This window comes from Pseudomonas proteolytica, assembly GCF_007858275.1.
Classification (GTDB): Bacteria; Pseudomonadota; Gammaproteobacteria; order Pseudomonadales; family Pseudomonadaceae; genus Aquipseudomonas; species Aquipseudomonas proteolytica.
On the sequence record NZ_VFEV01000029.1, the window covers coordinates 1 to 26,102 of the forward strand.

Below are 26,102 nucleotides of genomic sequence, written 5' to 3' on the forward strand. Positions count from 1 at the left end.
CACGGTTAGTGTCCACATACTGTCCACATTGGGTGGTAATACTTTCGGAATAACGCTGAAAATATTCCTAAAACCTTGAGTTTTCGGTGTTTTTATCGGTGGGTATTGGGGCGTCTAGTTGATAGGCCATCAATCAGCTCCGCTTCAGAGATCTGCAGGCAATGGTTCTTTCAGCCACTGCATCGCGTTTTTTTCCAGGCTGCCATCAGCCTTGGCGCTGACCAGGATCTGGTTGACCTTCTCCAGCAGTGCCGGCTCGTTTTTGTTCACCCCGACATACACCGGCGAATCCTTGAGCTTGACCTTCAGCGCCGGCACACGCTTGGGGTTGCGCTCACTGATCGCCACCATCACCACGTTGCCACTGGCGATCAGGTCCACCTGGCCGGCGAGGTAGGCGGCGATGGTCGAGTTGTTATCTTCGAAGCGCTTGATCGTGGCTTCCTTGGGGGCGACCGCGCTCAACTCGATATCTTCAATGGCGCCGCGGGTCACGCTGATGGTCTTGCCCTTGAGGTCATCGAGGCTTGCAATGGCCGCGTCAGGCGGGCCGAACACTGCGAGATAGAACGGCGCGTAGGCCTTGGAAAAGTCGATGACCTTCTCGCGATCCGGGTTCTTGCCCAGGCTGGAAATCACCAGGTCCACTTTGCCGGTGGTGAGGAACGGGATGCGGTTGGTGCTGTTGACCGGGGTCAGTTCCAGTTTGACCTTGAGTTGCTCGGCCAGCAGTTTGGCGGTGTCGATGTCCAGGCCGCGTGGTTTCATGTCCGGGCCCACCGAACCGAATGGTGGGAAATCCTGGGGTACGGCAACCTTGAGGGTGCCACGGGCGACGATATCGTCCAGGCCATTGGCCTGGGCAGGTGCCTGGCTGAGCATCAGGCTGGCAAACAAGGCAGTGAGCAGGACGCTGCAACGCTTGGTCATGGCAACTCTCCGAAAAGGGCGAAGGGATTTTCTGAGTGTTGCCAGTGCACAGCCCGTGCCATGGTGCTTTGAAACGCCTGCAAGGCAGGTTTTACGAGGCGTGCGGCGGTCTGACTGGTCTGAACAGTCAGGTCTGGTTTCGCACCCTTTTCGAGCGTCGGCAAAACCGCGCGAGCCCCTTTGGGGCGTGGCTTGCCGGCTGCCGAGAATAGCTTTACAACTAGGCCCACTGTTGACTGAAACCTCGGGTTTTCCATGAATTCCATCGCCCAAGCCGTACCGGAAGCGGCCTTGCAAGCTATCCGCAAACTGATCAAGGAGCAGGGCTTCGGCCCTGGCGATGCCTTGCCTTCGCAGCGGGACCTGGCGATGCAATTGGGGGTCAGTCGTGCTTCCTTGCGCGAGGCCTTGTCGTCGCTCAGCGCACTGGGGCTGGTCAGCGTGCAACCGGGCAAGGGCGTATTTGTGCAGGCGCCGCCGGCGGCCGAGATAAACGGCGTGGCCTGGCCGTTTACGGCCCAGGCCAGCCCGCTGGATATCTTCCAGTTGCGCTATGCCCTGGAGGGGTTTGCGGCGGGGCTGGCGGCCATGACGCTGACCACTGGGGAACTGGATTGGCTCGAAGACAATGTCCAGGCCATGCGCCGGGAGCTCAAGGCCGGTGATTTCGAGGCCGCCGCGCGGCTGGACTTCGCTTTTCACCAGCGCATCCTGTTGGCCAGTGGCAATCAGGCGATGGTGAGCATCCTCAGCGCCAGTGCCGAGGTGTTCCTGGAAAGCCAGAAACTACCGTTCATCCGACCGGAGCGGGCGATGGAGACCTGGCAGGAGCACCGCAAGATCCTCCGTGCGCTGGCCCGGCGCAGCAGCGCGGCGGCGCAAAAAGCCATGCAGGAGCACGTGCGTAACGCCGCCTTGCGCACGGGCATCGCCTTTGTCACACCGGTAACATCCTGAATCGGTAATACCCAAAATGATGGCATTCGATAGCAAGAGTCAATCAGCGGCGGCTTCCTGAACGAAGGAAGGGCAGCTATGATGGGCAACGTTTTTTTTGCTTACAACCCGGAGACATCCATGAGCAACGATCTTATCAAGCACGTCACCGACGCGACCTTTGAGGCCGAAGTACTGCAGGCCCAGGGCCCGGTGCTGGTTGACTACTGGGCTGAGTGGTGCGGTCCTTGCAAAATGATCGCTCCGGTCCTGGACGACATCGCAACCACCTACGAAGGCAAACTGACCATTGCCAAGCTGAACATCGACGAGAACCAGGAAACCCCGGCCAAGCACGGCGTACGTGGTATCCCGACCCTGATGCTGTTCAAGAACGGCAACGTCGAAGCCACCAAGGTTGGCGCACTGTCGAAGTCGCAACTGGCCGCATTCCTCGACGCCAACATCTAAGCGTCGTAAAAAAAGCCCCGCAAATTGCGGGGCTTTTTCGTAAAGCAGGGCTAGACGCTCTGAAATTCAGGTGGTACATTCGGCCCCGCACTGGTTTCTCCACTGCCCCCTGCAAGCCGTCGCCGACGCATTCCTTTCGATTAGTACGCGATCCTGTCGCCTTCTCTGCGGCGCGGCCTCATTAAGCCAAAAGCTTAATTCCCCCCCTCTATAAATGATTACGTCATTCCTATATGAATCTGACTGAACTCAAGCAAAAGCCGATTACCGACCTGCTCCAACTGGCCGAAGAAATGGGCATAGAAAATATGGCCCGTTCGCGCAAGCAGGACGTGATTTTCTCCCTGCTGAAAAAGCACGCGAAAAGCGGCGAGGAAATCTCCGGTGATGGCGTGCTGGAGATTCTCCAGGACGGCTTCGGCTTTCTCCGCTCTGCAGACGCCTCCTATCTCGCCGGCCCAGACGATATCTACGTCTCGCCGAGCCAGATCCGTCGCTTCAACTTGCGCACCGGTGACACCATCGTTGGCAAGATCCGCCCTCCAAAGGAAGGCGAGCGTTATTTCGCCCTGCTCAAGGTCGACACGATCAACTTCGATCGCCCGGAGAACGCGAAGAACAAGATTCTCTTCGAGAACCTGACGCCGCTGTTCCCAACCGTGCGCATGAAGATGGAAGCCGGCAACGGTTCCACCGAAGACTTGACCGGTCGTGTGATCGACCTGTGCGCCCCGATCGGCAAAGGCCAGCGTGGCCTGATCGTCGCGCCGCCGAAAGCCGGTAAGACCATCATGCTGCAGAACATTGCAGCGAACATCGCGCGTAACAATCCTGAAGTTCACCTGATCGTGCTGCTGATCGATGAGCGTCCGGAAGAAGTGACCGAAATGCAGCGCACCGTGCGCGGCGAAGTGGTTGCCTCGACGTTCGATGAGCCGCCAACCCGCCACGTGCAGGTTGCCGAAATGGTGATCGAGAAGGCCAAGCGCCTGGTCGAACACAAGAAGGACGTGGTGATCCTGCTCGACTCCATCACCCGTCTGGCCCGTGCCTACAACACCGTGATCCCGAGCTCCGGCAAAGTGCTCACCGGTGGTGTCGATGCCCACGCCCTGGAGAAGCCGAAACGTTTCTTCGGCGCCGCGCGTAACATCGAAGAAGGCGGCTCGCTGACCATTATCGCCACCGCGCTGGTTGAAACCGGCTCGAAGATGGACGAAGTGATCTACGAAGAGTTCAAGGGTACCGGCAACATGGAACTGCCTCTGGACCGTCGCATCGCTGAAAAGCGTGTGTTCCCGGCCATCAACATCAACCGCTCCGGCACCCGCCGCGAAGAGTTGCTGACGGCCGACGACGAACTGCAGCGCATGTGGATCCTGCGCAAGCTGCTGCACCCGATGGACGAAGTCGCTGCCATCGAGTTCCTGATCGACAAGCTGAAAACCACCAAGACCAACGACGAGTTCTTCCTGTCGATGAAACGCAAGTAATACAGCGTTTCAGGTCCGAAAGAATGGCGCCCCCAGGGGCGCCATTTTTTTGCCTGGGGTTTTTAACGACACCCGGCCGGCAATTGCGCCGCCGATAGGGCTGCCAGCCGCCCTCAGAACAGGTAGGATGTACGCCTATTTTACGGGTGGCATGGTTAATGAAATTCAAGGATCTTCGGGATTTCGTGCAGCAACTTGAGCAGCGCGGAGAGTTGAAACGTATTCAGGTGCCGGTGTCCCCGGTCCTGGAAATGACTGAGATTTGCGACCGCACCTTGCGCAACAAGGGCCCGGCGCTGCTGTTCGAGAACCCCACAGGCTTTGATATCCCGGTGCTCGGTAACCTGTTCGGCACGCCCGACCGGGTGGCATTCGGCATGGGCGCCGAGTCGGTCAGCGAACTGCGCGAAATCGGCAAGCTGCTGGCGTTCCTCAAGGAGCCCGAGCCGCCCAAGGGCCTGAAGGACGCGTGGTCGAAGCTGCCGATCTTTCGCAAGATCATTGCCATGGCGCCCAAGGTGGTCAAGGACGCGGTATGCCAGGAAGTGGTCATTGAAGGCGATGATGTCGACCTGGCGATGCTCCCGGTGCAGACCTGCTGGCCCGGCGACGTCGGCCCGCTGATCACCTGGGGCCTGACCGTCACCAAGGGCCCGAACAAGGACCGCCAGAACCTGGGCATCTACCGCCAGCAAGTGATCGGCCGCAACAAGGTGATCATGCGTTGGTTGAGCCACCGTGGTGGGGCGCTGGATTTCCGTGAGTGGTGCGAGAAGCACCCGGGCCAGCCGTTCCCGGTTTCCGTGGCCCTGGGGGCCGACCCGGCGACGATCCTCGGCGCCGTGACGCCGGTGCCCGACAGCCTTTCCGAATACGCCTTTGCCGGCCTGCTGCGCGGCAACCGCACCGAGCTGGTGAAGTGCCGTGGCAACGACCTGCAAGTACCGGCCACCGCCGAAATCATCCTCGAAGGCGTGATTCATCCGGGCGAGATGGCCGATGAAGGCCCGTATGGCGACCACACCGGCTACTACAATGAAGTCGACAGCTTCCCGGTATTCACCGTCGAGCGTATCACCCACCGGGTCAAACCGATCTACCACAGCACCTACACGGGCCGGCCGCCTGATGAGCCGGCGATCCTCGGTGTGGCGCTGAACGAAGTGTTCGTGCCGATCCTGCAGAAGCAGTTCCCGGAAATCACCGACTTCTACCTGCCGCCGGAAGGCTGCTCGTACCGCATGGCCATCGTGACCATGAAGAAGTCGTACCCGGGCCATGCCAAGCGCGTCATGCTCGGTGTGTGGTCGTTTTTGCGACAGTTCATGTATACCAAGTTCGTTATTGTCACCGACGACGACATCAACGCCCGGGACTGGAACGACGTGATCTGGGCCATCACCACGCGCATGGACCCCAAGCGCGACACGGTGATGATCGATAACACGCCGATCGACTACCTGGACTTTGCCTCGCCGGTGTCGGGCCTGGGATCGAAGATGGGCCTGGATGCCACTCACAAGTGGCCGGGTGAAACCACCCGGGAGTGGGGCCGGGTGATCGTCAAGGATGAAGCCGTGACGGCGCGTGTCGATGCGATGTGGAAAGAATTGGGAATAGATTGATGCGTGTAACCCTGCAACCTTCCGGTGCGGTCCTCGACTTGCAGCCCGGCGAGCGGATTCTTGAAGGCGCGCGGCGCCTGGGCTATGAATGCCCGCAGGCGTGCCGTAATGGGGTGTGCCACGTCTGTGCGGCCCTGTTGGTCGAGGGCCGGGTGCAACAAGCCGGTGAGGTGCGCGATCATGGCGAGTTCTATACCTGCATCGCCGAGCCCTTGGAGGATTGCATCGTGCTATGGGATGGCGTGCTGGCGCCGGGAGAGTTGCCGGTGCGCAAACTTGCCTGCCAGTTGAGCGAGTGCGTGGACCTGGGGGGCGACGTGTGGCGCGTGCGCCTGCGGGCACCGGCCGGCAAGGCGGTGCGCTATCACGCGGGCCAGTACCTGATGATCGAGCGCGAAAACGGCGAGAAGTCGGCGTTTTCCCTGGCTTCGGCGCCCCATGCCGGGCGCGATTTGGAACTGCATGTGCTGGTGCGTGAAGACAGCGCCCGCAGCCTGATCGAGCAGTTGCAGCGTAACCAGATGGCGCGGGTCGAACTGCCATTTGGCGATACCCACCTGGCCGAACTGCCCGACGGGCCGCTGGTGTTGATCGCGGCCGGCACCGGCATGGCCCAGATGCACAGCCTGATCGAGCACTGCCGGGCCAGCGGTTTCAAGCACCCTGTGCACCTGTATTGGGGCGTGCGCCAACCAGATGATTTCTATCAGGTGGAGCATTGGGAGCAATGGCAGCAATTGCCCAATCTGTTCCTGCACAAAGTGGTCAGTGACTTGTGCGGTTGGGAAGGGCGCTGTGGCTTGTTGCATGAGGCGGTGTGTGAAGACATCAGCGACCTCAAGGGCGTGCATGTCTACGCCAGCGGTTCGCCAGCGATGATCTATGGCACGTTGGATGCGCTGGTCAACGCCGGCATGGATGCACACCAGATGCGCGCCGACGTGTTTGCCTACGCACCACGCTCCTGACTTCAAACGGTGTGTGAGCTTGCCTGCGAAAGCGGTGAATCAGTCGCTGGCTGTGTTGACTGACACACCGCATTCGCGGGCAAGCCCGCTCCCACATAGGCCCGGTTCCCACAGGGGATTGTGTCTACTCACGTCTGTCGGTGTCAGAACCGCACACCTGTGGTCACCATCGCCGCATTGAACCCCAGCAATACGAATTCCGCCGCTACCGGCCCATAGTGGGTTCCCACCGACGGAATGATCACCGGCGCCACGCCGTAGCGGTTCAGCGGAATCTTGTCGCGATACTTGCCGCGATAGCCCTGGATCGCCCCGCCGGTGAGCTTCAGATACACCGGATAGTCGCTCATGTCGTAGCGCTTGCCTGCGTACGCGTAGTACGAGCGCTGGCGAAACGAGTTGCGAAAGGTCGCACCGCCATACACCCACCCCGAAGCGTCATTACGCTCCAGGCCGATCAGGTCCTGGTTGTTGTTGTGCTCGGGATCCGGCGCAAAGTGCCGGGTGTAGACGCTGGTCTGGGCGTACCAGAAGCCTTTGTCGTCGTTGGCCGGCGCTTCGGCGGCCAGGGCGGTGGTGGCCTGTGCCAGGAGCAGCAGGCCGGAAAGTCGGTTTTTCATGGGGCGACCTCGATAGTCGGTGGATGCACGGCTAAGTGGGTCGTGACGCGGGCCTATTTTGAGGGCTCGCTCTGCCCAAAGGCTGAACGGGCGCTGAAAGTAGCGGGATTTTCTGGAGCAATCCTGATGAACGGGGTCTGTTGCTTATGCTGTTGCTTATTCTTAAAAGATATTTATTCGTCAAGATGAATATCATTAAGCTATATGTCATCGGGCTACCGACTATCTGCCACTAACCAGTAAATGACCGCCACCGTCCGCCACACGGATCGATCGTATGAACTCAGGGCATTGACGTTCTGACTTTTGATTCCAAGGGGAGCGGTATGGGGAGCTACAACAGGCACGCGCTGTACACGGCGATTTTGTCAGCCAATTTGCTGGCCGCCGTGGGATTCAATCCAGTGATCGCCGCTGAAGCGGCGGCGACCGAAACGCCAAAACTCGACACCGTGATCGTCACGGGTACCCGCGCCCAAGAGCGCACGGCCAGCGCGTCACTATCACCTATTGATGTGATTTCCGGCGAAAGCCTGCGCAGCAGCGGTTCCGATGAGCTGGGCGCGGTACTGGCGCGGCTGATTCCTTCTATCAACTTCCCCCGCCCTAGCCTGGTGGACGGCGCCGAACTGGTGCGCCCGGCGCAACTGCGCGGCCTGTCGCCGGATCAAGTGCTGGTGCTGGTCAATGGCAAGCGGCGCCACACCAGCGCTTTCGTCAACCTGGGTGGTGCGGTCGGCCGCGGTTCGGCCCCGGCGGATTTGAATGCCATCCCGTTGTCGGCGGTCGACCATATTGAAGTGCTGCGTGATGGCGCGTCGGCGCGCTACGGGTCCGATGCAATTGCCGGGGTGATCAACGTGATCCTCAAGCAGACCGACCACGGCGGCTCGGTTTCGAGCAAGTTCGGCCAATACAAGAAAGGCGACGGGATCCAGCGCAACATCAGCGGCAACACCGGCCTGGCCGTAGGCGAGAACGGGTTTATCAACCTTTCGGCCGAAGGTGCCGACAATGACTACACCAACCGCGCCGGCCACGATTACCGCCCGGCCAGCATCGGTTCCACCACGTACGGCCAGCGGGTGTTCCGCCAGGGCGAACCTTCGACCAACGAAGGCAAGCTGTGGCTGAACGCTGGCTACGCTTTCAACGAAGCTGCCGAGTTCTACACTTTTGGCGGCTACAGCAAGCGGCGTGGCGAGACGGCGGCGTTCTACCGGGCGAGCAATGCGTCCAACAACCTCCCGGCGCTCAACCCCAATGGCTACCTGCCGCTGATCCGTGGCAGCCTCGAAGATACCTCGCTGGTGGCCGGCCTGCGCGGGCAGTTGGCGTATGACTGGCACTACGACCTGTCGGCCAACTACGGCAAGAACCAGTACGAACTGCACACCGAAACCATCAACACCTCCCTGGGCCTGGCGACGCCGCGCAAATTCGACAACGGCACCCTGAGCAACGAGCAGAAGCAGCTCAGCCTGGACCTGTCCCGTGAGTTTGACCTGGGCTGGCTGCCGTACCCGGTATCGGTGGCATTCGGCGGCGAATACCTGCACCAGGGCTATGAGATTGAAGCCGGTGAGCCGGCCTCCTATTACCAGACCGGCAGTTCAGGCCTCGGCGGTTTCCGCGATGCCGACGCCGGCAGCACCTCGCGCCACAACTGGGCGCAGTACCTGGACCTGGAAACCAACTTCACCGAGAAGCTCGGGGTTTCGGCGGCGGTGCGCCATGAGGACTACAGCGACTTCGGCTCCAACGTCAGCGGCTCGCTGTCGGCGCGCTATGACTTCACCCCGCAAGTGGCCCTGCGCGGCAGTATTTCCAATGGCTTCCGCGCGCCGTCCCTGGCCCAGCAGAACTTTGCCTACACCTCGTCGCAGTTGATCGGCAACACCATCCAGGAAGCCGGCACCTTCCCGGCCAACAGCCAGGTGGCGCGTTTGCTTGGCGCCGAAGACCTCAAGGCCGAGAAGTCACGCAACTACAGCCTGGGCCTGGTGCTGGAGCCCGCGGATAACCTGACGGTGACGGCGGACGTCTACCGCATCGACATCCGCGACCGCATAAGCCTGTCGTCCAACCTTGCCCTTAACGCGGCGACACGCGCCTATCTGCAAGCCAATGGCGTCGGCAATATCGACTACACCACCGCCCGCTACTTCACCAATGCTACGGACACCAGCACCGACGGCGTCGACCTGGTGGCCAACTACCGCTACCAACTGGACAACGGCATCCGCTGGAACAGCACCGTGGGCTACAACTACAACCACACCAAGGTCACGGACGTGAAGGCCAACCCGGCCATTCTCGATAGCCTGGGCGCCAACCTGGTGCGGGTCGACCGGCGCGAGCGCATCGGTCTGCTGGGCGACACCACGCCCCAGCACAAGCTGAGCCTGGGCAACGATTTCACCTTCGGCAATTGGGCGCTGCACAGCAATCTGGTGCGCTATGGCGAATTCACCAGCTACCAGGCGGACAAGGTCAATGACCAGACCTTCAAGGCCGCCTGGGTGCTGGATTTGTCGGCTGACTACACATTACACAACTGGACCTTCACCGTGGGCGGCGACAACGTGACCGATAAGTACCCGGAAAAGCTCAATGCCTACGCCAGCAGTGGCGGCAACCTGGCCTATAGCACTTTTTCGCCTTACGGTTACAGCGGCGCGTTCTATTACGGTAAAGTCGCCTATAACTGGTAGTAGCTCTTCATTTCCGAGAAAGGAGACCTAAGCGATCCGCCATGACCGTTATTGAATCCGAACTTCTGCAATTGGCTTACCCTCCGCGGCTCGATCTGGGGCCGCAACTCACTCACGAACAATTGATGAGCTCGATGCAGGCCACCATGGGCCTGCACAAGGGTGGGCCGGTCTGGTTGTTTGCCTACGGCTCGCTGATCTGGCGTCCCGAGTGTTCGGCCACCCAGCGCCTGCGGGCACGGGTCCACGGTTATCACCGGGGCCTGTACCTGTGGTCCCACGAGCATCGGGGTACGCCGGAGTTGCCGGGGCTGGTGTTTGGCCTGGATCGCGGCGGCTCGTGCAGTGGCTTTGCCTATCGCCTGCCGGAGGAGCAGCTGGAGGCTTCGCTCTATGCCTTGTGGCAGCGGGAGATGCCTTACCCTTCGTATCGGCCACATTGGCTCAGTTGCCGGCTTGAAGACGGCAGTCAGGTGCAGGCGTTGGGTTTTGTGCTGGAGCGGCACTTGCCCAGCTACGCCGGCAACTTGCCCGACAGCGTGCTGAACCAGGTATTCGCCAGCGCTTGCGGGCGCTACGGCACTACTCGCGATTATGTCGAGCAGACCGTCAACGCCCTGCGTAGCCACGCCATGCCAGACAAGAATCTGGAGGCGCGGCTCAAGCGATGTGCCAAAGGCGTCGCGGCGATTAACGCGCCGAGCTGACGCTATTGGTGTGCCACAGCGTAGGAATCAGGAACGCGATAGCCAACAGGCACGCGCCGATCAGCAGCACAAAGCCGCCATCCCAGCCGAAGTGGTCCACGGTGTAGCCCATGGCCGCACTGGCCGCTACCGAACCGCCCAGGTAACCGAACAGGCCGGTAAAACCTGCGGCTGTACCGGCGGCTTTCTTCGGCGCCAGCTCCAGTGCCTGCAGGCCGATCAGCATCACCGGGCCGTAGATCAGGAAGCCAATGGAGAACAGCGCGATCATGTCGACCATCGGGTTGCCTGGCGGGTTGAGCCAATAAACCAGGGTCGCCACGGTGACCAACGCCATGAACACAATGCCGGTCAGGCCTCGGTTGCCACGGAAGATCTTGTCTGACATCCAGCCGCACAGCAGCGTGCCCGGAATCCCTGCCCACTCATAGAAGAAGTACGCCCAGGACGACTTGTCGACCGTGAAGTGCTTGGCTTCCTTGAGGTAGGTCGGTGCCCAGTCCAGCACGCCGTAGCGCAGCAGGTACACGAACACGTTGGCGAAGGCGATGTACCAGAGCATTTTGTTGCGCAGCACGTACTTGACGAAGATTTCCTTGGCGCTGAATTCGTCTTCGTGGCTGTCGTCGTAACCTTCCGGGTAGTCGTTCTTGTACTTCTCGATAGGCGGCAGGCCCACCGACTGTGGGGTGTCGCGCATGGTGATGAAGGCAAACGCCGCTACCGCCAGGGCGACAGTGGCCGGTACATAGAACGCCGCGTGCCAGTCGTTGAACCAGGCCATGCCCAGCAGGAACAGCGGGCCGATCAGGCCGCCACCGACGTTATGCGCCACGTTCCACACCGACACCACGCCGCCGCGTTCTTTCTGCGACCACCAGTGCACCATGGTCCGTCCGCTCGGCGGCCAGCCCATGCCCTGGGCCCAGCCGTTGATGAACAGCAAAATGAACATCATGGTCACGCTGGAGGTGGCCCAAGGCGCGAAACCGAAAATGAACATCACCCCCGCCGACACCAGCAAGCCAAAAGGCAGGAAGTAGCGCGGGTTGGAGCGGTCGGACACCAGGCCCATGAGGAACTTGGACAGGCCATAGGCAATGGCGATCGCCGACATGGCCAGGCCCAGTTGACCACGGGTGTAACCCTCGTCGATCAAATACGGCATGGCCAGGGAGAAGTTCTTGCGCAGCAGGTAGTAACCCGCGTAGCCAAAGAAAATACCGGCGAAGATCTGCCAGCGCAGTCGTCGGTAGGTACTGTCGATCTTTTCTTCAGGCAGGGGTGCCTGATGAGGGGCAGGACGAAAGAAAGCAAACATTCAAGAGCTCCAAATTTCTTGTTTTGACTGCGGATGCGAATGTTACAGTTTCGTTACCGAAAATAGCATCGCCTCTTATCTGCAAACACAGGAAACTGGAGTAATTGCATGTTCTTTTACGAACATGTCGCTAATAGATAAATATGCGTCGTAATCAAATTCCTCAGAACCCCGCGACTCAACTGTAGGAGCTGGCTTGCCAGCGATAGCGGTGGCTCAGCTAAACAGGTGGAGCTGACGGACCGCTATCGCAGGCAAGCCAGCTCCTCCACAGATCAGTGGCGGACCTGGACGACCACCTTGCCCACCGCCTTGCGCTGCCCCAGGTCATTGATCGCCTGGGCGGCGTTATCCAGCGGGTACACCTGCGAAACCAGTGGCTTCAGCTTCCCCTCGGCATACCAACTGAACAGTTGCTGGAAATTCGCCGCATTATCCTGGGGCTGGCGCTGGGCGAACGAGCCCCAGAACACCCCGACCACCGCCGCGCCCTTGAGCAGCGCCAGGTTCACTGGCAACTCAGGAATACGCCCGCTGGCAAAGCCCACCACCAACAGGCGCCCGTTCCAGGCGATGGCGCGGATGGCCTGGTCAAACAGGTCGCCACCTACCGGGTCGTAGATCACGTCGGCGCCGTTGCCATCGGTCAGGCGCTTGATTTCATCCTTGAGGTTGGTTTCGCTGTAGTTAATCAACTCATCGGCACCCGCCGCCTTGGCCACAGCCAGCTTGTCGGCGCTGCTGGCGGCAGCGATCACCCGGGCGCCCATGGCCTTGCCGATTTCCACAGCGGCCAGCCCCACGCCACCGGACGCACCCAGTACCAGCAGGGTCTCGCCGGCCACCAAGTGGCCGCGCTGCTTGAGCGCGTGCATCGAGGTGCCGTAGGTCATGCTGAAGGCGGCGGCGGTGTTGAAGTCCATGCTCGGCGGGATCGGCAGTACGTTATAGCCCGGTACAGCGACCTGCTCGGCAAAGCTACCCCAGCCGGTCAACGCCATGACCCGGTCGCCGACCTTGAGGTGGCTGACCTTTTCCCCGACTTCGCTGACCACGCCTGCCGCTTCGCCACCCGGCGAGAACGGGAAGGGTGGCTTGAACTGGTACTTGCCCTCGATGATCAGCGTGTCTGGGAAATTCACCCCGGCGGCATGCACATCCAGCAGGATCTCGTTCTTCTTGATCGCGGGGCTGGCGACGTCTTCCAACACCAGGGTTTCGGCAGGGCCGAAGGCTTTGCACAGCACGGCTTTCATCGGACTATTCCTTTTGGCGTATTGGCCGATAAGTGTAGGTGGGTAAGGTCACGGGTCAACGAGCATGCCCCGGCCTGATAAGTCGCCATAAGCTTGTGCTCTGCCTTGCTAGCGTTATGCTACTGGCAACCGAATTTGAGGAATGAACTGTGAAAGCGTGGATCCTGTTGATGCTGGCCCTGACGTTGCCGATGGCGGCCCATGCCGAAGAAGCCAAGGAAGGCGAAGCGCCGAAGGTCAGCTATTACAGCCTGACGCCGCCTTTTGTGGGCAACTACGCCTTGGATGGCGGCCCGAAACTGCGGGTGTACAAGGCCGATGTGGCCCTGCGCGTGACCGGCCCGGAAGCGGCGGCGGCGATCAAGGCCAATGAACCGTTGATTCGCAACCAACTGGTGGCGTTGTTTACCCAGCAGACTGTCGAGAGCATGGGCAGTGTCGAAGGCAAAGAGAAGTTGCGCCAGGAAGCGTTGAAGCAGACCCAACAAGTGATGAACGACGAAACCGGCAAGCCGGTGGTTGAGGACCTGTTGTTCAACAACTTGATCATCCAGTAAAGCCCGCGCTGAAAAGCCGGTGCCCACATTTGACGGTGCTCACCCTCAAAATGTGGGAGCTGGCTTGCCTGCGATGACCATAGGTATCTACACAATTTTGCCGCAACGCCTAAATCCAGGCAGATAGCGTTGTTGTGGCGAGCGGGCTTGCCCCGCGCTGGGCTGCGAAGCAGCCCTAAACCCGGCCATCGCGGTTTATCTGAAGAAACGCGGGGGGCTTTTTGGGGCTGCTTCGCAGCCCAGCGCGGGGCAAGCCCGCTCGCCACAGCGAAGTTCGTCAGTTTCTGAAAGTTGTGTAGATACCGATGCTGCGATGACGGCCTTGCGGGCACCTCAAGACGCCAGGCTTTTCCTGAACCTGGCCAACGCCACCGCAAAAAACAACAACCCAATCGCCGCTAGCGCCAGCAAGTCCGGCCACACCACGCTTACTCCCGCATCCCGGAACAGAATCGCCGCACTCAAGCTCACAAAATGCGTCGACGGCGAGCCCTGCATCACCCATTGCAACCATTCGGGCATGCTGTCCAGCGGCGTGCTGCCGCCAGACAGAAGCAGCATCGGAATGATCACCGGGATTGCCAGCAGACCGAATTGCGGCGTCGAACGGGCGAGGGTGGCCAGGAAGATGCCCAGGGCGGTGCTGGCAAACAGGTACAGTGCCGTCACCAGCAGGAACAAGCTCAACGACCCGGCCAGCGGCACGCCGAGCATGCCCTTGACCACCACTTCCAGCGACAGCCAGGTGCACAGCACCACCACCAGCATGTTGCTCCAGATTTTCGCCAGCATGATCTCCAGCGCTGTCAGCGGCAGCACCAGCAGATGGTCGAGGGTGCCGTGTTCGCGCTCGCGCAGCAGCGCCGTGCCGGTCAGTACGATGGCGAGGATGGTGATGTTGTTGACGATCTGGATCACCGCCAGGAACCAGCCGCCTTCCAGGTTGGTGTTGAACAACGCCCGGGTGGTGAGGGCCGCCGGCGCCCGCTGGCTGGCGTCAGGCTGGCCACTGTAGGTCAGCAGTTCGCGCTGGAAAATCCGCCCGATATAACCCGCACCCATAAAGGCCTGGCTCATCGCCGTGGCATCCACGTTGACCTGTACGCTTGGTTGGCGCCCGGCCAACAGGTCTGCCTGGAAATTGGCCGGCACGTTGATCACGAAGGTGTACTGGCCGCTGTCCATGACCTTGTCCAACTGGTCGTAGGCCAGTGGCACGGCGGGTTGGAATTCCGGTGGCTGCAGGGCTTCGGCCAACTGGCGCGACAATTGGCCGTGGTCCTCATCGACAAAGGCCACGCTTGCGTTGTGCACGCCAATCACCGAGCCGGCCGCTGGCATATAGATGGCGACGGTGAAGGCGTAGAACAGAAACAACAGCAACACACTGTCGTGGCGCAGGCTGGTGAGTTCCTTGATTCCCAGGCGCAGGATATGGGCGAACTTGTGCATCAGGCCTCCTGCTTCTTAAGCATGACCAGGCTCAGCCCAGTGAACCCCAGGAAAAACCCGAACAGCGCCAGGCACTGCGGCCACAACTGGCGCAAGTCCAGGGCTTTGGTGAAGGTGCCGACGGCCACATCCAGGAAGTAACCGGCAGGAAACAGCATGCCCATCAGCGCGGCCGCCCCTTCCAGGGACGAGCGCGGCACGATCAGCCCGGAGAATTGGATGGTCGGCAGGCTGGTGATGATCATGGTGCCGAGGATCGCGGCGATCTGGGTGCGGGTGAACGCGGAAATCAGGAGGCCCATGCTGGTGGTCGCCAGCACGTACAGCAGCCCGCCAAAGGCCAGGGTCAGAGCGCTGCCCTTGAACGGCACGCCGAACAGCCAGCGATTCATTGCCACCAGCAAGGCCAGGTTGATCAGGCTGATGACCAGATACGGCGCCTGTTTGCCGAGGAGGAATTCCAGGCGGGTCAGCGGCGTGGCGTAGAAGTTGGTAATCGAACCCAGCTCCTTCTCACGCACGATGCCCAGGGCAGTGAGCATTGCCGGGATAAAGGCCAGGATCAGGGCCATCACGCCGGGGCCGATGGCATTGACGCTGACCACGTCCTGGTTGTAGCGAAAGCGCGTTTCCAGTTTGGCCGCAGGCGGCTGGGCCCGTGGTGTGCTGTTGAGTTCGGCCAATTGCTGGAGGTTGGCCTGGTGCACGGCTTCTACATAATTGCGGCTGGTCTCGGCGCGAAACGGCATGCCGCCATCAAGCCAGGCGGCCACCGCCGGTTGGCGTCCGGCGTACAGATCGCGGCCAAACCCGGGTGGAATTTCCAGGGCCAGTTTGATCTCCGAGCGCTGCAGGCGCCGGTGCAACTCGGCCGAATCAGTGATCGGCGGCTGTTCGGCGAAGTAGCGTGAACTGCGAAAGGCTTCCAGGTAGGCCCGGCTTTGGGGTGTCTGGTCCTGGTCGTACACGGCGAAGGCAAGCTTCTCCACGTCCAGGGAAATGCCGTAGCCGAAGATCACCATCATGAAAATCGCCCCGAGCAGGGCAAAGGCCATGCGCACTTTGTCGCGCAGCAGTTCCTTGCCTTCACGGCTGGCCACCGCCAGCAGGCGCGCCAGGCTGAAGCCGCGCTTGCTGACGGGCGGCGTAGTCGGCGTGCTGACGGTCGCGCTGGGGGCGTCGGCTTGCGGGGCTTGCTGGGCTTGCTCCAGGCAGGTGACGAACGCGGCTTCCAGGGTCTCGCCGTGGAATTGTTGTTGCAGTGCGTGCGGCGTGTCGCAGGCCAGCACCTTGCCGGCGTGCATCAAGGAAATACGGTCGCAGCGCTGGGCTTCGTTCATAAAGTGGGTGGAGAGGAAAATCGTCACCCCTTGCTCGCGGGACAGCTCCACCAGCAGGCGCCAGAAATCGTCACGTGCGGCGGGGTCCACCCCGGACGTGGGTTCGTCGAGGATCAGCACTTCCGGGCGATGCAGTACCGCCACGGCCAGGGACAGGCGCTGGCGCAAACCCAGGGGCAGCTCGCCGGAGGGTTGCTCAGCGACGCTGCCCAGGTCAAAACGCTGGATCAACTCTTCGATACGCGGGCCGCTGTCAGCCTTGGGCAGGTCGAACAGTTGTGCGTGCAGCACCAGGTTCTGGCGCACGCTGAGCTCGCCGTACAACGAGAAGCTCTGGGACATGAAGCCCACGCGCTTGCGGGTCGCCAGGTCCTTGGCGTTCACCGGGTTGCCCAGCAGTGTGGCGCTGCCTTCGCTGGCCGGCATCAGCCCGGTGAGGACTTTCATGGTGGTGGTCTTGCCACAGCCGTTGGAGCCGAGAAAGCCAAAGATTTCACCACGGCCAATAGCGAAGCTGACTTTGTTCACCGCCGTAAAGTCGCCAAAACGCAGGGTCAGGTCGTGGGCTTCGATGGCGATATCAGTGTTGTCGTTCGCCCGAGGTGGGATCACCAGCGGCTGGTTGTTGTGCGCGCTGTCGCCCTGGAAATGGGTAAAGGCTTCGTCCAGCTTGCCGCTGGGCGTGACAGCCGCCAGGTCGCGGCTCAGGCCATCGGCGATCAGCTTGCCGCGGTCGAGCATCAGGCAATGTTCGAACTGCTCGGCTTCCTCCATGTAGGCCGTGGCCACCAGCAGCGTCAGTTGTGGGCGTTCACTGCGTACGGTTTCCACCAGCTCCCAGAAGCGGCGGCGGGACAATGGGTCGACGCCGGTGGTGGGCTCATCAAGGATCAACAGATCCGGATCGTGGATCAGCGCGCAGCACAGCCCCAGTTTTTGCTTCATCCCGCCCGACAGTTTGCCCGCCGGGCGGTCGGCGAAGCGCGCCAGGTCAGTGGCCAGCAGCAGGTTGTGCATGCGCTGGTCGCAGTCGGCTTTGGATAGGCCAAACAGGGTGGCGAAAAAGCGGATGTTTTCGCTGATGGACAGCTCGGGATACAGGTTGCCGCCCAGGCCCTGGGGCATAAAGGCGATCAACGGGTACAGGCTGTTGCGGTGGCGGCGGTCTTCGATGGAGCCGCCCAGCACCTGCAAGTCTCCGGCCTGCAGCTTTTTAACCCCGGCGATCAAGCCCAGCAGGCTCGACTTGCCCGCGCCATCCGGGCCGATCAGCCCGCAGCGGGTGCCGGCCGGCAGGCTGAAGGCGATGTCGATCAGTGCCTGTTGCTTGCCGTAGCGGTGGTTGATACCCGTGGCGTGCAGCGCCAGGCCGTTCATTGCAGGTTGGCCGGCCAGTCCAGGTCGGCAGTGCGCACGTAGCCGGCGCCGGGCATGCCGGGCTTGGCCTGGGGCACGGCGCTGGGTTGAGTCAGGCGCAGCTTGACGCGGAACACCAGTTTCTGGCGCTCGTCGCGGGTTTCCACTTCTTTGGGGGTGAACTGGGATTTGGCCGCGACAAAGCTGATTTTTGCCGGCAACGGCTGATCCGGCAGGGCATCGAGCACGATCCGCGCTTCGCTGCCCACGGTCAGGCGACCGGTGACCGAGGCGGGCAGGTAGAGGTTCATGTACTGGTCATTCGGGTCGATCAACAACAACACCCGCCCGCCGGCCCCGAGCACTTCGCCGGGTTCGGCCAGGCGCAACTGGATGATGCCGTCGATGGGCGCACGCAGGCTGCTGTCGTCGATCTCGCTGGTCAGTTGCGCCACCTGGGCCTGGGCGGCACCGATGGCGGCCTTGACCGCATTCACCTGGGCCTGGGCCGCGACCACTGCCGCGTTGCCGGTGTTCTGGCGGGCCTGTTGCTGATCGATCAACTGCGCGCTGGCAAAACCGCGTCGGTACAGTTCCTGGGTGCGCTTGAGTTCCTGGCTGGCCAGCAGGTTTTCGCTTTGGCGCAGTTGCACGTTGGCTTCGGCGGCGGCGAAATTTTCCTTGGCGCGCAGCACTTCGGCTTCAGCCTGGGAACGCTGGGCTTCCAGGGTGCGGGTGTCGATACGCGCCAGCAGTTGGCCCTTGAGCACCTTGTCGCCTTCATCGACCCGCACCTCGGCCAGGCGGCCGGGGATTTTGGTGGCGATCTGCACTTCGGTGGATTCCAGCCGGCCGTTGCCCATGCTCAAGCCTTCTGGCAGGCGGTCGAGGGTGGACTTCCAGTAGCCGAAGCCGCCGGCGGCGACCAACAGCAAAATCAGGAGAAAGGCGAAGAATTGCGAACTGCGATGTGACGTCGACATGGGTGCATCCTGCGGTGTTAGCGTCCTAGTTTGCCGGGATCGTAACCGATAGCCGTTGATACCGGTCAAATGAATCCCTGACCCGCTCTTTATGATGCGGTGTTGAGGTGTTGATGGAGGGCTTCTTTGGCCAGGGGGGGTTAGCGCAGGGCCATTACCGCCGCCCATTGCTCGGCTGTCACCGGCATCACGGACAGGCGACTGCCTTTTTGCACCAGGGGCATTTCAGCCAGGGCGGTCTGTTGCTTGAGGTAGCCCAGCCCGAGGACTTTGGGGAAGGTCTTGACGTGGGCAACGGTGATGGCGCTCCACGGATTTTTCTCGGGTGTGGCCTTGGCATCGAAGTAATGGCTGTCAGGTTCCAGCGCGGTCGGGTCGGGGTAAGCCGCTTCGATGATTTTCCCTACGCCGGCAATCCCCGGCTCCGGGCAACTGGAGTGGTAGAAGAAGAACTCATCGCCGACCGCCATGGCCCGCAGGAAGTTGCGCGCCTGGTAATTGCGCACGCCATCCCAGCGCGCCTCGCCGAGTTTTTCCAGGCCCTTGATGGACAGCTCATCGGGCTCGGATTTCATCAGCCAATAGGCCATGGTTTTGCTCCTTCACAGGGGATTGGGCAGGTTGTCTGTCAATTTCATGACAAACCGACGGTCGGTTGACGCCAAGGTTTGCGTGTTGGTTCACGTTAACGCAGAATGCCGGGATTTTAAGCTTGACGCAGCTGGAACGGACTACTTTGGAACGTTGCTGTCATCGTGTGTGATATGCCTGAAGGGGGGCAATCGATGAAACGCAAACCGGATTTACTATGGATTTTGGTTATTTTGTTCGGTCTGGGCGTCGTGACCACCGGGTATGCGCAAAGCCTGTGGTCGAACAAGACCGAAGCGCCCGTTGAATTTGCACAGCAGCAGCAACAAACCTTCAAGCGTTGACGCTATTTCGGCGCCGTTGATTCCAGCGGCGTCCCCTCTGCGACATACCATCTTTTATCGGTAACGGTGCCATTCAACGGCACGTCCCAGCTTGCCTGCGCCAGTCGTTCGACCTTCTGGCACTCATGGGCCAGCCCTAGCAGCGTTGGCTTGCGCCACGACGAACGGCGCGCCAGGTACGCCAGGCTGCGATCGTAAAAGCCGCCGCCCATGCCCAGTCGCCCGCCCGCATCATCGAACCCCACCAATGGCAGCAGCACCAGGTCCAGGGCCCAGACCTTGCGCTGGCGCCCGACATTGACCCGTGGCTCAAGAATGCCAAAGCGATTGGGCGCAAGCTTTTCCCTGGGGCTCACGCGTTGGAACACCATCTTGGTCCGTGGCCAGGCGCTGAGCACCGGCAGGTAGGTGGCCTTGCCCCGGCGCTGGGCTGCGCGCAGCAGCAGGCGCGGATCGATTTCGCCATCCGTCGGCAGGTACAGGGAAATATGTTTGGCCCGGCGAAACAGCGGGTGCTGTGCCAGTTGCCGATACAGGCCAATGGCGGCCCGGCGCTGCTCGCTCGGCGTCAGGGCGCGGCGGGCATTGCGCAACATGCGTCGAAGTTGCGGACGGGAAAGCGGCGCAGGTTCGGTCATGGTGGTCGGCTCATACAACAATGCCAGTCCGGGGACTGGCATTGAGTTTGGGAATCAGGCTCCCCGACAGAACCGCTGTCGACTTAGCCCTTGAACCCGAAAGTTCAAGGTGGAAGATGCAGTAGGCTTTAAGGCTTTCCGTCTAGCGGACATGCACACCAGCCCAACGTGCAACTTCCAGGGTAGTGCGAATCGGCTCAGGGACATCGCCGACTGGCAAGCACGCCAGGGAGTGAGGCGAGTATACCCCAAATAGACGCGGCAATCAGCCCTTGGGTGGTTCCTGATCGGTAGAAAGTACCAGGTCGACACGCTCAAGCAGGTCACGCACTTGCTCGCGTGTCGAGCCGCTGGCCTGTACGTCCGGGCGTTCCTGCTTATGCAATAAATCGTGGGTAATGTTCAGTGCGGCCATCACGGCGATACGGTCGGCGCCGATGACTTTGCCGCTGCTGCGGATCTCGCGCATCTTGCCGTCCAGGTAGCGGGTAGCGCTCATCAGGTTGCTGCGTTCTTCCTGGGGGCAGATGATTGAATACTCTTTGTCGAGAATCTGCACGGTGACGCTATTGCTTGAACTCATGAGTCTTGCTCCAGGGCCTTCAGGCGCGAAATCATCGATTCGACCTTACGCCGGGCGATTTCGTTTTTTTCAATGAGGTGCGCGCGTTCCTCGCGCCAGGTCTTTTCCTGAGCTAATAGGAGTCCGTTTTGACTCTTTAGTTGCTCGACCCGGGTAATTAGCAATTCGAGTCTGGCCATCAGCGCTTGCAAGTCGGTGTCTTCCATTGGGTTCCACTGGATTTGTCTGATGAATGGCAACTGCAGGATAAACGATCTGACGCCCTTGATAGTCGGGTGCGTCTGCCGGTGCTAGGATACAGCGCTTCATTCTAGACATCGCGCCGCCTGGCGCCTAGCTCATCATGCCTATTCAGAATTCCCCGTACGACGCTTTTTCCAAACTGCTGAGCACCAGCGGCCACCCTTGCTCGCCCGCCGAACTGCATGGCGTGCTGTTGGGCCGCAGCTGCACCGGCGTCGGTTTTGACGCCGATAACTGGCTGGCCGACGTGGCCGAGCTGCTGGAAACCGAGCCTACCGAAAACGTGCGCAATGCGTTGATCGGTTTGCAAGAAATGGTTAAAGGCGAACTGACCGGTGATGACGTCACCGTAGTCCTGCTGCTGCCAACCGACGACGCGCCGCTCACCGAGCGTGCTGCGGCTCTGGGCCAATGGTGCCAGGGTTTCCTCCATGGCTTTGGCGTGAACGCCGGCGGCCTGGAACTGAGCACCGACGCCAAGGAAGTGTTGCAAGACCTGGCCGCCATCTCCCAGGTGCAAGATGCCCTGGAAGAGTCCGAAGACGGCGAAGGCGCCTATATGGAAGTCATGGAATACCTGCGCGTCGCGCCGCTGCTGCTGTTCACCGAGACCAAAAAGTCTGCTGAGCCCGCAGCGCCCAAGCCGTCGCTGCACTAAGAGAGGGAACCCACCTGCCCATGATCCATATCCCCAAAGCGGAATACACCCGCCGCCGCAAGGCGCTCATGGCGCAGATGGAACCCAACAGCATCGCGATCCTGCCGGCCGCCGCCGTGGCGATCCGCAATCGTGATGTCGAGCATGTGTACCGCCAGGACAGCGACTTCCAGTACCTGAGCGGCTTCCCCGAGCCCGAAGCGGTGATTGTGCTGATGCCTGGGCGCATTCACGGCGAATACGTGCTGTTCTGCCGCGAACGCAATGCCGAGCGCGAATTATGGGACGGCCTGCGCGCCGGCACCGAAGGCGCGATTCGCGAATACGGTGCCGACGATGCCTTCCCGATCACCGATATCGACGACATCCTGCCCGGCCTCATCGAAGGCCGGGACCGGGTGTACTCGGCCATGGGCAGCAATGCCGAATTCGACCGGCACCTGATGGAATGGATCAACGTGATCCGCTCCAAGGCGCACCTCGGTGCGCAGCCGCCGAACGAATTCGTTGCCCTGGATCATCTGCTGCACGACATGCGCCTGTATAAATCCGCCGCAGAAGTGAAGGTGATGCGCGAAGCCGCGCGGATTTCCTGCGCCGCTCACATCCGGGCGATGCAGGCCAGCCGTGCAGGGTTGCATGAGTTCAGCCTGGAAGCCGAGCTGGACTACGAGTTCCGCCGGGGCGGGGCGAAGATGCCGGCCTATGGCTCCATCGTCGCGTCGGGGCGCAACAGTTGCATCCTGCACTACCAGCAGAATGACGCGCTGCTCAAGGACGGCGACCTGGTATTGATCGACGCCGGTTGTGAAATCGACTGCTATGCCAGCGATATCACCCGCACCTGGCCGGTCAATGGCAAGTTTTCCGCCGAGCAGAAGGCGATCTACGACATTGTGCTGGCCTCCCAGGAAGCCGCCTTTGCGCAGATCGCGCCGAACAAGCATTGGAACCAGGCCCATGAGGCGACGGTGCAAGTCATCACCGCCGGGCTGGTGAAGTTGGGCTTGTTGCAGGGTGATGTGGATGAGCTGATCGCCAGCGAAGCCTACAAGGCGTTCTATATGCACCGCGCCGGGCATTGGCTGGGCATGGATGTGCATGATGTCGGCGAGTACAAGGTCGGCGGCGAATGGCGGGTGCTGGAAGTGGGCATGGCCCTGACCGTGGAGCCGGGCATCTACATTGCCCCGGACAACCAGAACGTGGCAAAGAAATGGCGTGGCATAGGCGTGCGCATCGAGGATGACGTGGTGGTGACCAAGCAAGGCTGTGAAATTCTGACCGGTGGCGTGCCCAAGGGCGTGGCCGAGATCGAAGCACTGATGGCAGCAGCCCGATGAGCCGGGTCAACCTGGCCATTATCGGCGGCGGCCTGGTGGGCGCCAGCCTGGCGCTGGCGTTGCAGGCCGGGGCCAAGGCCCGGGGCTGGAAGATCGTGCTGATCGAACCCTTTGCTCCCGGCGACAGCTATCAGCCGAGCTACGACGCCCGCTCTTCGGCGCTGTCCTTTGGTGCGCGGCAGATCTATCAACGCCTGGGCGTATGGCAGGACATTTCCCGGCGTGCCGAGCCGATCAAGCAAATCCATGTTTCCGATCGTGGCCGCTTCTCTACCGCACGCTTGTCGGCGCTGGAGGAGGGCGTGCCGGCCCTGGGCTATGTGGTGGAAAACGCCTGGCTCGGGCAGTGCCTGTGGCAAGGCCTGGACAAAGACGTGATCAGTTGGCGCTGCCCGGCAGAAGTCAGCCGCATGGAGCCGCTGGCCGACGGCTACCGCCTGACCCTCAACGATGAAACCGTCATCGAATGCGACCTGGCGGTATTGGCCGATGGCGGCCGCTCCGGGCTGCGCGAGCAGTTGGGCATTGGCGTCAAGCAACGGCCTTACAACCAGAGCGCCCTGATCGCCAACATCACCCCCAGCGAAGCCCACAACGGCGAGGCGTTCGAGCGTTTCACCGACGAAGGCCCGATGGCCCTGCTGCCACTGGCGGACAACCGTTGCGCGCTGGTCTGGACCCGTGTCGGCATGGATGCCCAGCGCTTGGCGCAGTTGGATGAGCGCAGCTTCCTCAGTGAATTGCAGGGTGTGTTCGGCTACCGCCTGGGCACCTTGAAACAGGTCGGCGCGCGTCACTTGTATCCGCTGACGCTGGTGGAGGCCGAGGAGCAGGTGCGCTCGCACCTGGTGATCCTCGGCAACGCGGCCCACAGCCTGCACCCGATTGCCGGCCAGGGCTTCAACCTGTCCCTGCGTGATGCCTATGCGTTGGCCGAGGCCTTGCTGGCCGGGCCGGCGGTGCCGGGCGACCTGGCGACCTTGCAGGCTTACCGCGAACGCCAGCGCCTGGATCAGCAGATGACCGTGGGCTTCTCTGATCAGGTCACCCGCCTGTTCGGCAGCGGCCAGCCGCTGGTCGCCATGGGCCGTAACCTCGGCCTGCTGGGCCTGGACCTGTTGCCGCCGGCCAAGCGCTGGTTCGCCCGGCAGGCGATGGGCCTGGGTACGCGTCCTGATGCGTAAGTGGCTGATCGAGCGCCTGGGCAAGGCGCGGTTACTGCGTTGGGTCATGACCTTGTACCCGCCGTATCTGGGCGCAGGGATCAGCGTGCAGCATATGAGCGCGGACTTTCGTCATGTGAAGGTGCGGATGGGGCTGGGCTGGTACAACCGCAACTATGTCGGTACGCAGTTTGGCGGCAGCCTGTATTCGATGGTCGACCCGTTCTACATGCTGATGCTGATGGAGAACCTGGGGCGCGACTACATCGTCTGGGACAAAGCGGCGAGCATCGATTTCATCTCGCCGGGCAAAGGCCCGGTGTTTGCCGAATTCTCTATCGACCAGGCCTTGCTGGATGAGGTGCTGCGGCAGACCGAGGGCGGCGATAAATACTTGCCGCGCCTCCAAGTGCAGATTCACGACGGCTCCGGCACCCTGGTGGCGCGAGTCGACAAAACCCTTTACGTGCGGCGCAAGCCGCCAGCGAAGCAGGCATAAAGCATGGACATGCGCGCAGATGTGCTGATTGTCGGGGCCGGAATGGTCGGAAGCGCCTTGGCGCTGGCGTTGCAAGGCAGTGGCCTGCAAGTGCTGCTGCTCGACGGTAGCCCGTTGAGCGTCAAGCCATTTGATGCCGACGCTCCGTTTGAACCACGGGTGAGCGCCTTGTCGGCTGCCAGCCAGCGCATCCTCGAACGCCTGGGCGTGTGGGACGGCATCGCCAGTCGCCGCGCCAGCCCCTACGGCGAGATGCAGGTGTGGGATGGCAGCGGCACCGGGCAGATCCACTTTTCGGCGGCCAGTGTGCATGCCGAGGTGTTGGGGCATATCGTCGAAAACCGCGTGGTCCAGGACGCCTTGCTCGACCGCCTGCACGACTGCGACCTGGGCCTGCTGGCCAATGCGCGCCTGGAACAGATGCGTCGCTCCGGCGATGACTGGCTGCTGACCCTCGCTGATGGCCGCACCCTGCGCGCGCCGTTGGTGATCGCGGCCGACGGCGCCAATTCGGCGGTGCGCCGCCTGACGGGCACTGCTACCCGCGAATGGGATTACCTGCACAACGCCATTGTCACCAGCGTGCGCAGCAGCCAACCGCACCAGCGCACGGCCTGGCAGCGCTTTACCGACCATGGTCCGCTGGCATTCCTGCCGCTGGTGCGCGATGGCCAGGAAGATTGGTGTTCGATCGTCTGGTCGACCACACCGAGTGAGTCCGAACGCTTGATGGCCCTGGACGACGAAAGCTTCTGCCGCGAACTGGAGCGCGCCTTTGAAGGCCGCCTGGGCAGTGTGATCAGCGCCGATCCACGCCTGTGTGTACCGTTGCGCCAGCGCCACGCCAAGCGTTACGTCGCCGAAGGCCTGGCCCTGATTGGCGATGCCGCCCATGTCATCCACCCGTTGGCGGGGCAGGGCGTGAACCTGGGATTCCTCGACGCGGCGGTGTTGGCCGAGGTGCTGCTGCAGGCGTCCGAGCGCGGTGAACGCTTGGCGGATGTGAAGGTGCTCAGTCGCTACGAGCGCCGGCGTATGCCCCACAACCTGGCGCTGATGGCGGCGATGGAGGGCTTTGAGCGGTTGTTCCAGGCTGACCAACTGCCGTTGCGCTGGTTGCGCAATGCCGGGTTGAAGATGGTCGACCAGATGCCCGAGGCCAAGGCGGTATTTGTGCGCCAGGCATTGGGATTGACTGGGGATCTACCGGAACTGGCCAAAGCCTGAGGCCGGTTGCCGCACCCCGGAAGCCAATCACGCAACATCTCGTAACGCCTCCACCCAGTGTTCGGTTGAGATGCTAAATGTGAG

General features: G+C 61.5%; 25 protein-coding genes and 1 other RNA gene. 14 read left to right on the plus strand and 12 right to left on the minus strand.

The features are described from left to right. Positions 1–144: 144 nt before the first annotated feature. A complete protein-coding gene (locus FIV38_RS19860) occupies positions 145–930 on the minus strand; it encodes a transporter substrate-binding domain-containing protein (RefSeq protein WP_070994024.1) in 786 nt (261 codons plus the stop codon). Positions 931–1,185: 255 nt separating this feature from the next. Between FIV38_RS19860 and FIV38_RS19865 the strand changes: the two genes are divergently transcribed. The 5 genes from FIV38_RS19865 (at position 1,186) to FIV38_RS19885 (ending at position 6,423) form a co-directional block, all read left to right on the plus strand. Next, complete coding sequence (locus FIV38_RS19865; protein WP_029289565.1) at positions 1,186–1,887, plus strand: FadR/GntR family transcriptional regulator; 702 nt, start codon at positions 1,186–1,188, stop codon at positions 1,885–1,887. A gap of 120 nt (positions 1,888–2,007) precedes the next feature. After that, positions 2,008–2,337: a thioredoxin TrxA gene (gene trxA / locus FIV38_RS19870; protein ID WP_029289563.1), complete on the plus strand. Its 330-nt coding sequence runs from the start codon at positions 2,008–2,010 to the stop codon at positions 2,335–2,337. A gap of 233 nt (positions 2,338–2,570) precedes the next feature. Next, the gene (rho, locus tag FIV38_RS19875) at positions 2,571–3,830 is read left to right on the plus strand and encodes a transcription termination factor Rho (RefSeq protein ID WP_003176825.1); all 1,260 of its coding nucleotides are present in this window, start codon (positions 2,571–2,573) and stop codon (positions 3,828–3,830) included. Between the two features lie 158 nt (positions 3,831–3,988). Then, positions 3,989–5,455: a 4-hydroxy-3-polyprenylbenzoate decarboxylase gene (gene ubiD, locus FIV38_RS19880; protein ID WP_029289556.1), complete on the plus strand. Its 1,467-nt coding sequence runs from the start codon at positions 3,989–3,991 to the stop codon at positions 5,453–5,455. Then, positions 5,455–6,423, plus strand: coding sequence for a CDP-6-deoxy-delta-3,4-glucoseen reductase (locus tag FIV38_RS19885; RefSeq protein WP_029289554.1), 969 nt, complete (start codon positions 5,455–5,457; stop codon positions 6,421–6,423). Before ubiD ends, FIV38_RS19885 begins: the two co-directional genes overlap by 1 nt. Before the next feature lie 143 nt (positions 6,424–6,566). Here the strand turns inward: FIV38_RS19885 and FIV38_RS19890 are convergent, their stop codons facing one another. Beyond that, positions 6,567–7,043 carry a sn-glycerol-3-phosphate transporter gene (locus FIV38_RS19890; protein ID WP_070994021.1) on the minus strand — a complete coding sequence of 159 codons (477 nt, stop codon included), beginning with the start codon at positions 7,041–7,043 and terminating at the stop codon, positions 6,567–6,569. Positions 7,044–7,369: 326 nt separating this feature from the next. Between FIV38_RS19890 and FIV38_RS19895 the strand changes: the two genes are divergently transcribed. Both FIV38_RS19895 and FIV38_RS19900 read left to right on the plus strand, forming a co-directional pair. Beyond that, positions 7,370–9,757, plus strand: a complete 2,388-nt coding sequence (locus FIV38_RS19895; RefSeq protein WP_092231278.1) for a TonB-dependent receptor plug domain-containing protein — start codon at positions 7,370–7,372, stop codon at positions 9,755–9,757. Between the two features lie 41 nt (positions 9,758–9,798). After that, positions 9,799–10,464 (plus strand): gamma-glutamylcyclotransferase, encoded by a 666-nt coding sequence (locus FIV38_RS19900; RefSeq protein ID WP_029289548.1) that lies wholly within the window; start codon positions 9,799–9,801, stop codon positions 10,462–10,464. Here the strand turns inward: FIV38_RS19900 and glpT are convergent. Beyond that, positions 10,448–11,785 carry a glycerol-3-phosphate transporter gene (glpT, locus tag FIV38_RS19905; protein ID WP_029289546.1) on the minus strand — a complete coding sequence of 446 codons (1,338 nt, stop codon included), beginning with the start codon at positions 11,783–11,785 and terminating at the stop codon, positions 10,448–10,450. The two genes, FIV38_RS19900 and glpT, sit on opposite strands and share 17 nt — an antisense overlap. A gap of 275 nt (positions 11,786–12,060) precedes the next feature. Then, complete coding sequence (locus FIV38_RS19910) at positions 12,061–13,041, minus strand: NADPH:quinone oxidoreductase family protein (RefSeq protein ID WP_029289544.1); 981 nt, start codon at positions 13,039–13,041, stop codon at positions 12,061–12,063. Between the two features lie 149 nt (positions 13,042–13,190). Between FIV38_RS19910 and FIV38_RS19915 the strand changes: the two genes are divergently transcribed. Next, positions 13,191–13,598, plus strand: coding sequence for a flagellar basal body-associated protein FliL (locus FIV38_RS19915; protein ID WP_029289542.1), 408 nt, complete (start codon positions 13,191–13,193; stop codon positions 13,596–13,598). A 333-nt stretch (positions 13,599–13,931) separates the two neighbouring features. On the opposite strand, the gene FIV38_RS19920 is transcribed toward FIV38_RS19915, so the two are convergent. The 4 genes from FIV38_RS19920 to FIV38_RS19935 form a co-directional block, all read right to left on the minus strand. Next, entirely contained in the window at positions 13,932–15,050 is a 1,119-nt protein-coding gene (locus tag FIV38_RS19920; RefSeq protein WP_070994018.1) for an ABC transporter permease, read from the minus strand. Beyond that, on the minus strand, positions 15,050–17,767 hold the full coding sequence (gene rbbA / locus FIV38_RS19925; RefSeq protein ID WP_092231276.1) for a ribosome-associated ATPase/putative transporter RbbA: 2,718 nt from the start codon (positions 17,765–17,767) through the stop codon (positions 15,050–15,052). The genes FIV38_RS19920 and rbbA overlap by 1 nt, the downstream gene beginning before the upstream one ends. After that, positions 17,764–18,729 (minus strand): HlyD family secretion protein, encoded by a 966-nt coding sequence (locus FIV38_RS19930; RefSeq protein ID WP_029289536.1) that lies wholly within the window; start codon positions 18,727–18,729, stop codon positions 17,764–17,766. Before FIV38_RS19930 ends, rbbA begins: the two co-directional genes overlap by 4 nt. Positions 18,730–18,869: 140 nt before the next feature. After that, positions 18,870–19,319, minus strand: coding sequence for an EVE domain-containing protein (locus tag FIV38_RS19935; protein ID WP_029289534.1), 450 nt, complete (start codon positions 19,317–19,319; stop codon positions 18,870–18,872). Positions 19,320–19,514: 195 nt separating this feature from the next. On the opposite strand from FIV38_RS19935, the gene FIV38_RS29995 reads away from it, so the two are divergent. Further along, complete coding sequence (locus FIV38_RS29995; RefSeq protein WP_092231272.1) at positions 19,515–19,664, plus strand: hypothetical protein; 150 nt, start codon at positions 19,515–19,517, stop codon at positions 19,662–19,664. Positions 19,665–19,666: 2 nt separating this feature from the next. Here FIV38_RS29995 and FIV38_RS19940 read toward each other — a convergent pair whose 3' ends face one another. The 4 genes from FIV38_RS19940 to FIV38_RS19955 all read right to left on the minus strand — a co-directional run bounded on the left by FIV38_RS19940 (position 19,667) and on the right by FIV38_RS19955 (position 21,091). Continuing rightward, a complete protein-coding gene (locus FIV38_RS19940) occupies positions 19,667–20,302 on the minus strand; it encodes a 5-formyltetrahydrofolate cyclo-ligase (RefSeq protein ID WP_092231270.1) in 636 nt (211 codons plus the stop codon). Positions 20,303–20,358: 56 nt separating this feature from the next. Beyond that, a non-coding RNA gene (gene ssrS, locus FIV38_RS19945) (6S RNA) lies at positions 20,359–20,537 on the minus strand. A gap of 30 nt (positions 20,538–20,567) precedes the next feature. Continuing rightward, positions 20,568–20,885, minus strand: a complete 318-nt coding sequence (locus FIV38_RS19950) for a cell division protein ZapA (protein ID WP_092231267.1) — start codon at positions 20,883–20,885, stop codon at positions 20,568–20,570. Further along, on the minus strand, positions 20,882–21,091 hold the full coding sequence (locus FIV38_RS19955) for a TIGR02449 family protein (RefSeq protein WP_007982902.1): 210 nt from the start codon (positions 21,089–21,091) through the stop codon (positions 20,882–20,884). The genes FIV38_RS19950 and FIV38_RS19955 overlap by 4 nt, the downstream gene beginning before the upstream one ends. 137 nt (positions 21,092–21,228) lie before the next feature. Here FIV38_RS19955 and FIV38_RS19960 point away from each other — a divergent pair, with 137 nt between their 5' ends. The 5 genes from FIV38_RS19960 to FIV38_RS19980 are packed head-to-tail and all read left to right on the plus strand — an operon-like array spanning position 21,229 to position 26,018. Continuing rightward, positions 21,229–21,786: a YecA/YgfB family protein gene (locus FIV38_RS19960; RefSeq protein WP_092231264.1), complete on the plus strand. Its 558-nt coding sequence runs from the start codon at positions 21,229–21,231 to the stop codon at positions 21,784–21,786. Positions 21,787–21,806: 20 nt separating this feature from the next. Continuing rightward, positions 21,807–23,129, plus strand: coding sequence for a Xaa-Pro aminopeptidase (gene pepP / locus FIV38_RS19965; RefSeq protein WP_029289518.1), 1,323 nt, complete (start codon positions 21,807–21,809; stop codon positions 23,127–23,129). Continuing rightward, positions 23,126–24,313, plus strand: a complete 1,188-nt coding sequence (gene ubiH / locus FIV38_RS19970) for a 2-octaprenyl-6-methoxyphenyl hydroxylase (protein WP_029289515.1) — start codon at positions 23,126–23,128, stop codon at positions 24,311–24,313. Before pepP ends, ubiH begins: the two co-directional genes overlap by 4 nt. Then, a complete protein-coding gene (locus tag FIV38_RS19975) occupies positions 24,306–24,791 on the plus strand; it encodes a DUF4442 domain-containing protein (RefSeq protein WP_029289513.1) in 486 nt (161 codons plus the stop codon). Before ubiH ends, FIV38_RS19975 begins: the two co-directional genes overlap by 8 nt. Before the next feature lie 9 nt (positions 24,792–24,800). Next, positions 24,801–26,018, plus strand: coding sequence for a 2-octaprenyl-3-methyl-6-methoxy-1,4-benzoquinol hydroxylase (locus FIV38_RS19980; protein WP_169871364.1), 1,218 nt, complete (start codon positions 24,801–24,803; stop codon positions 26,016–26,018). Positions 26,019–26,102: the final 84 nt, after the last annotated feature.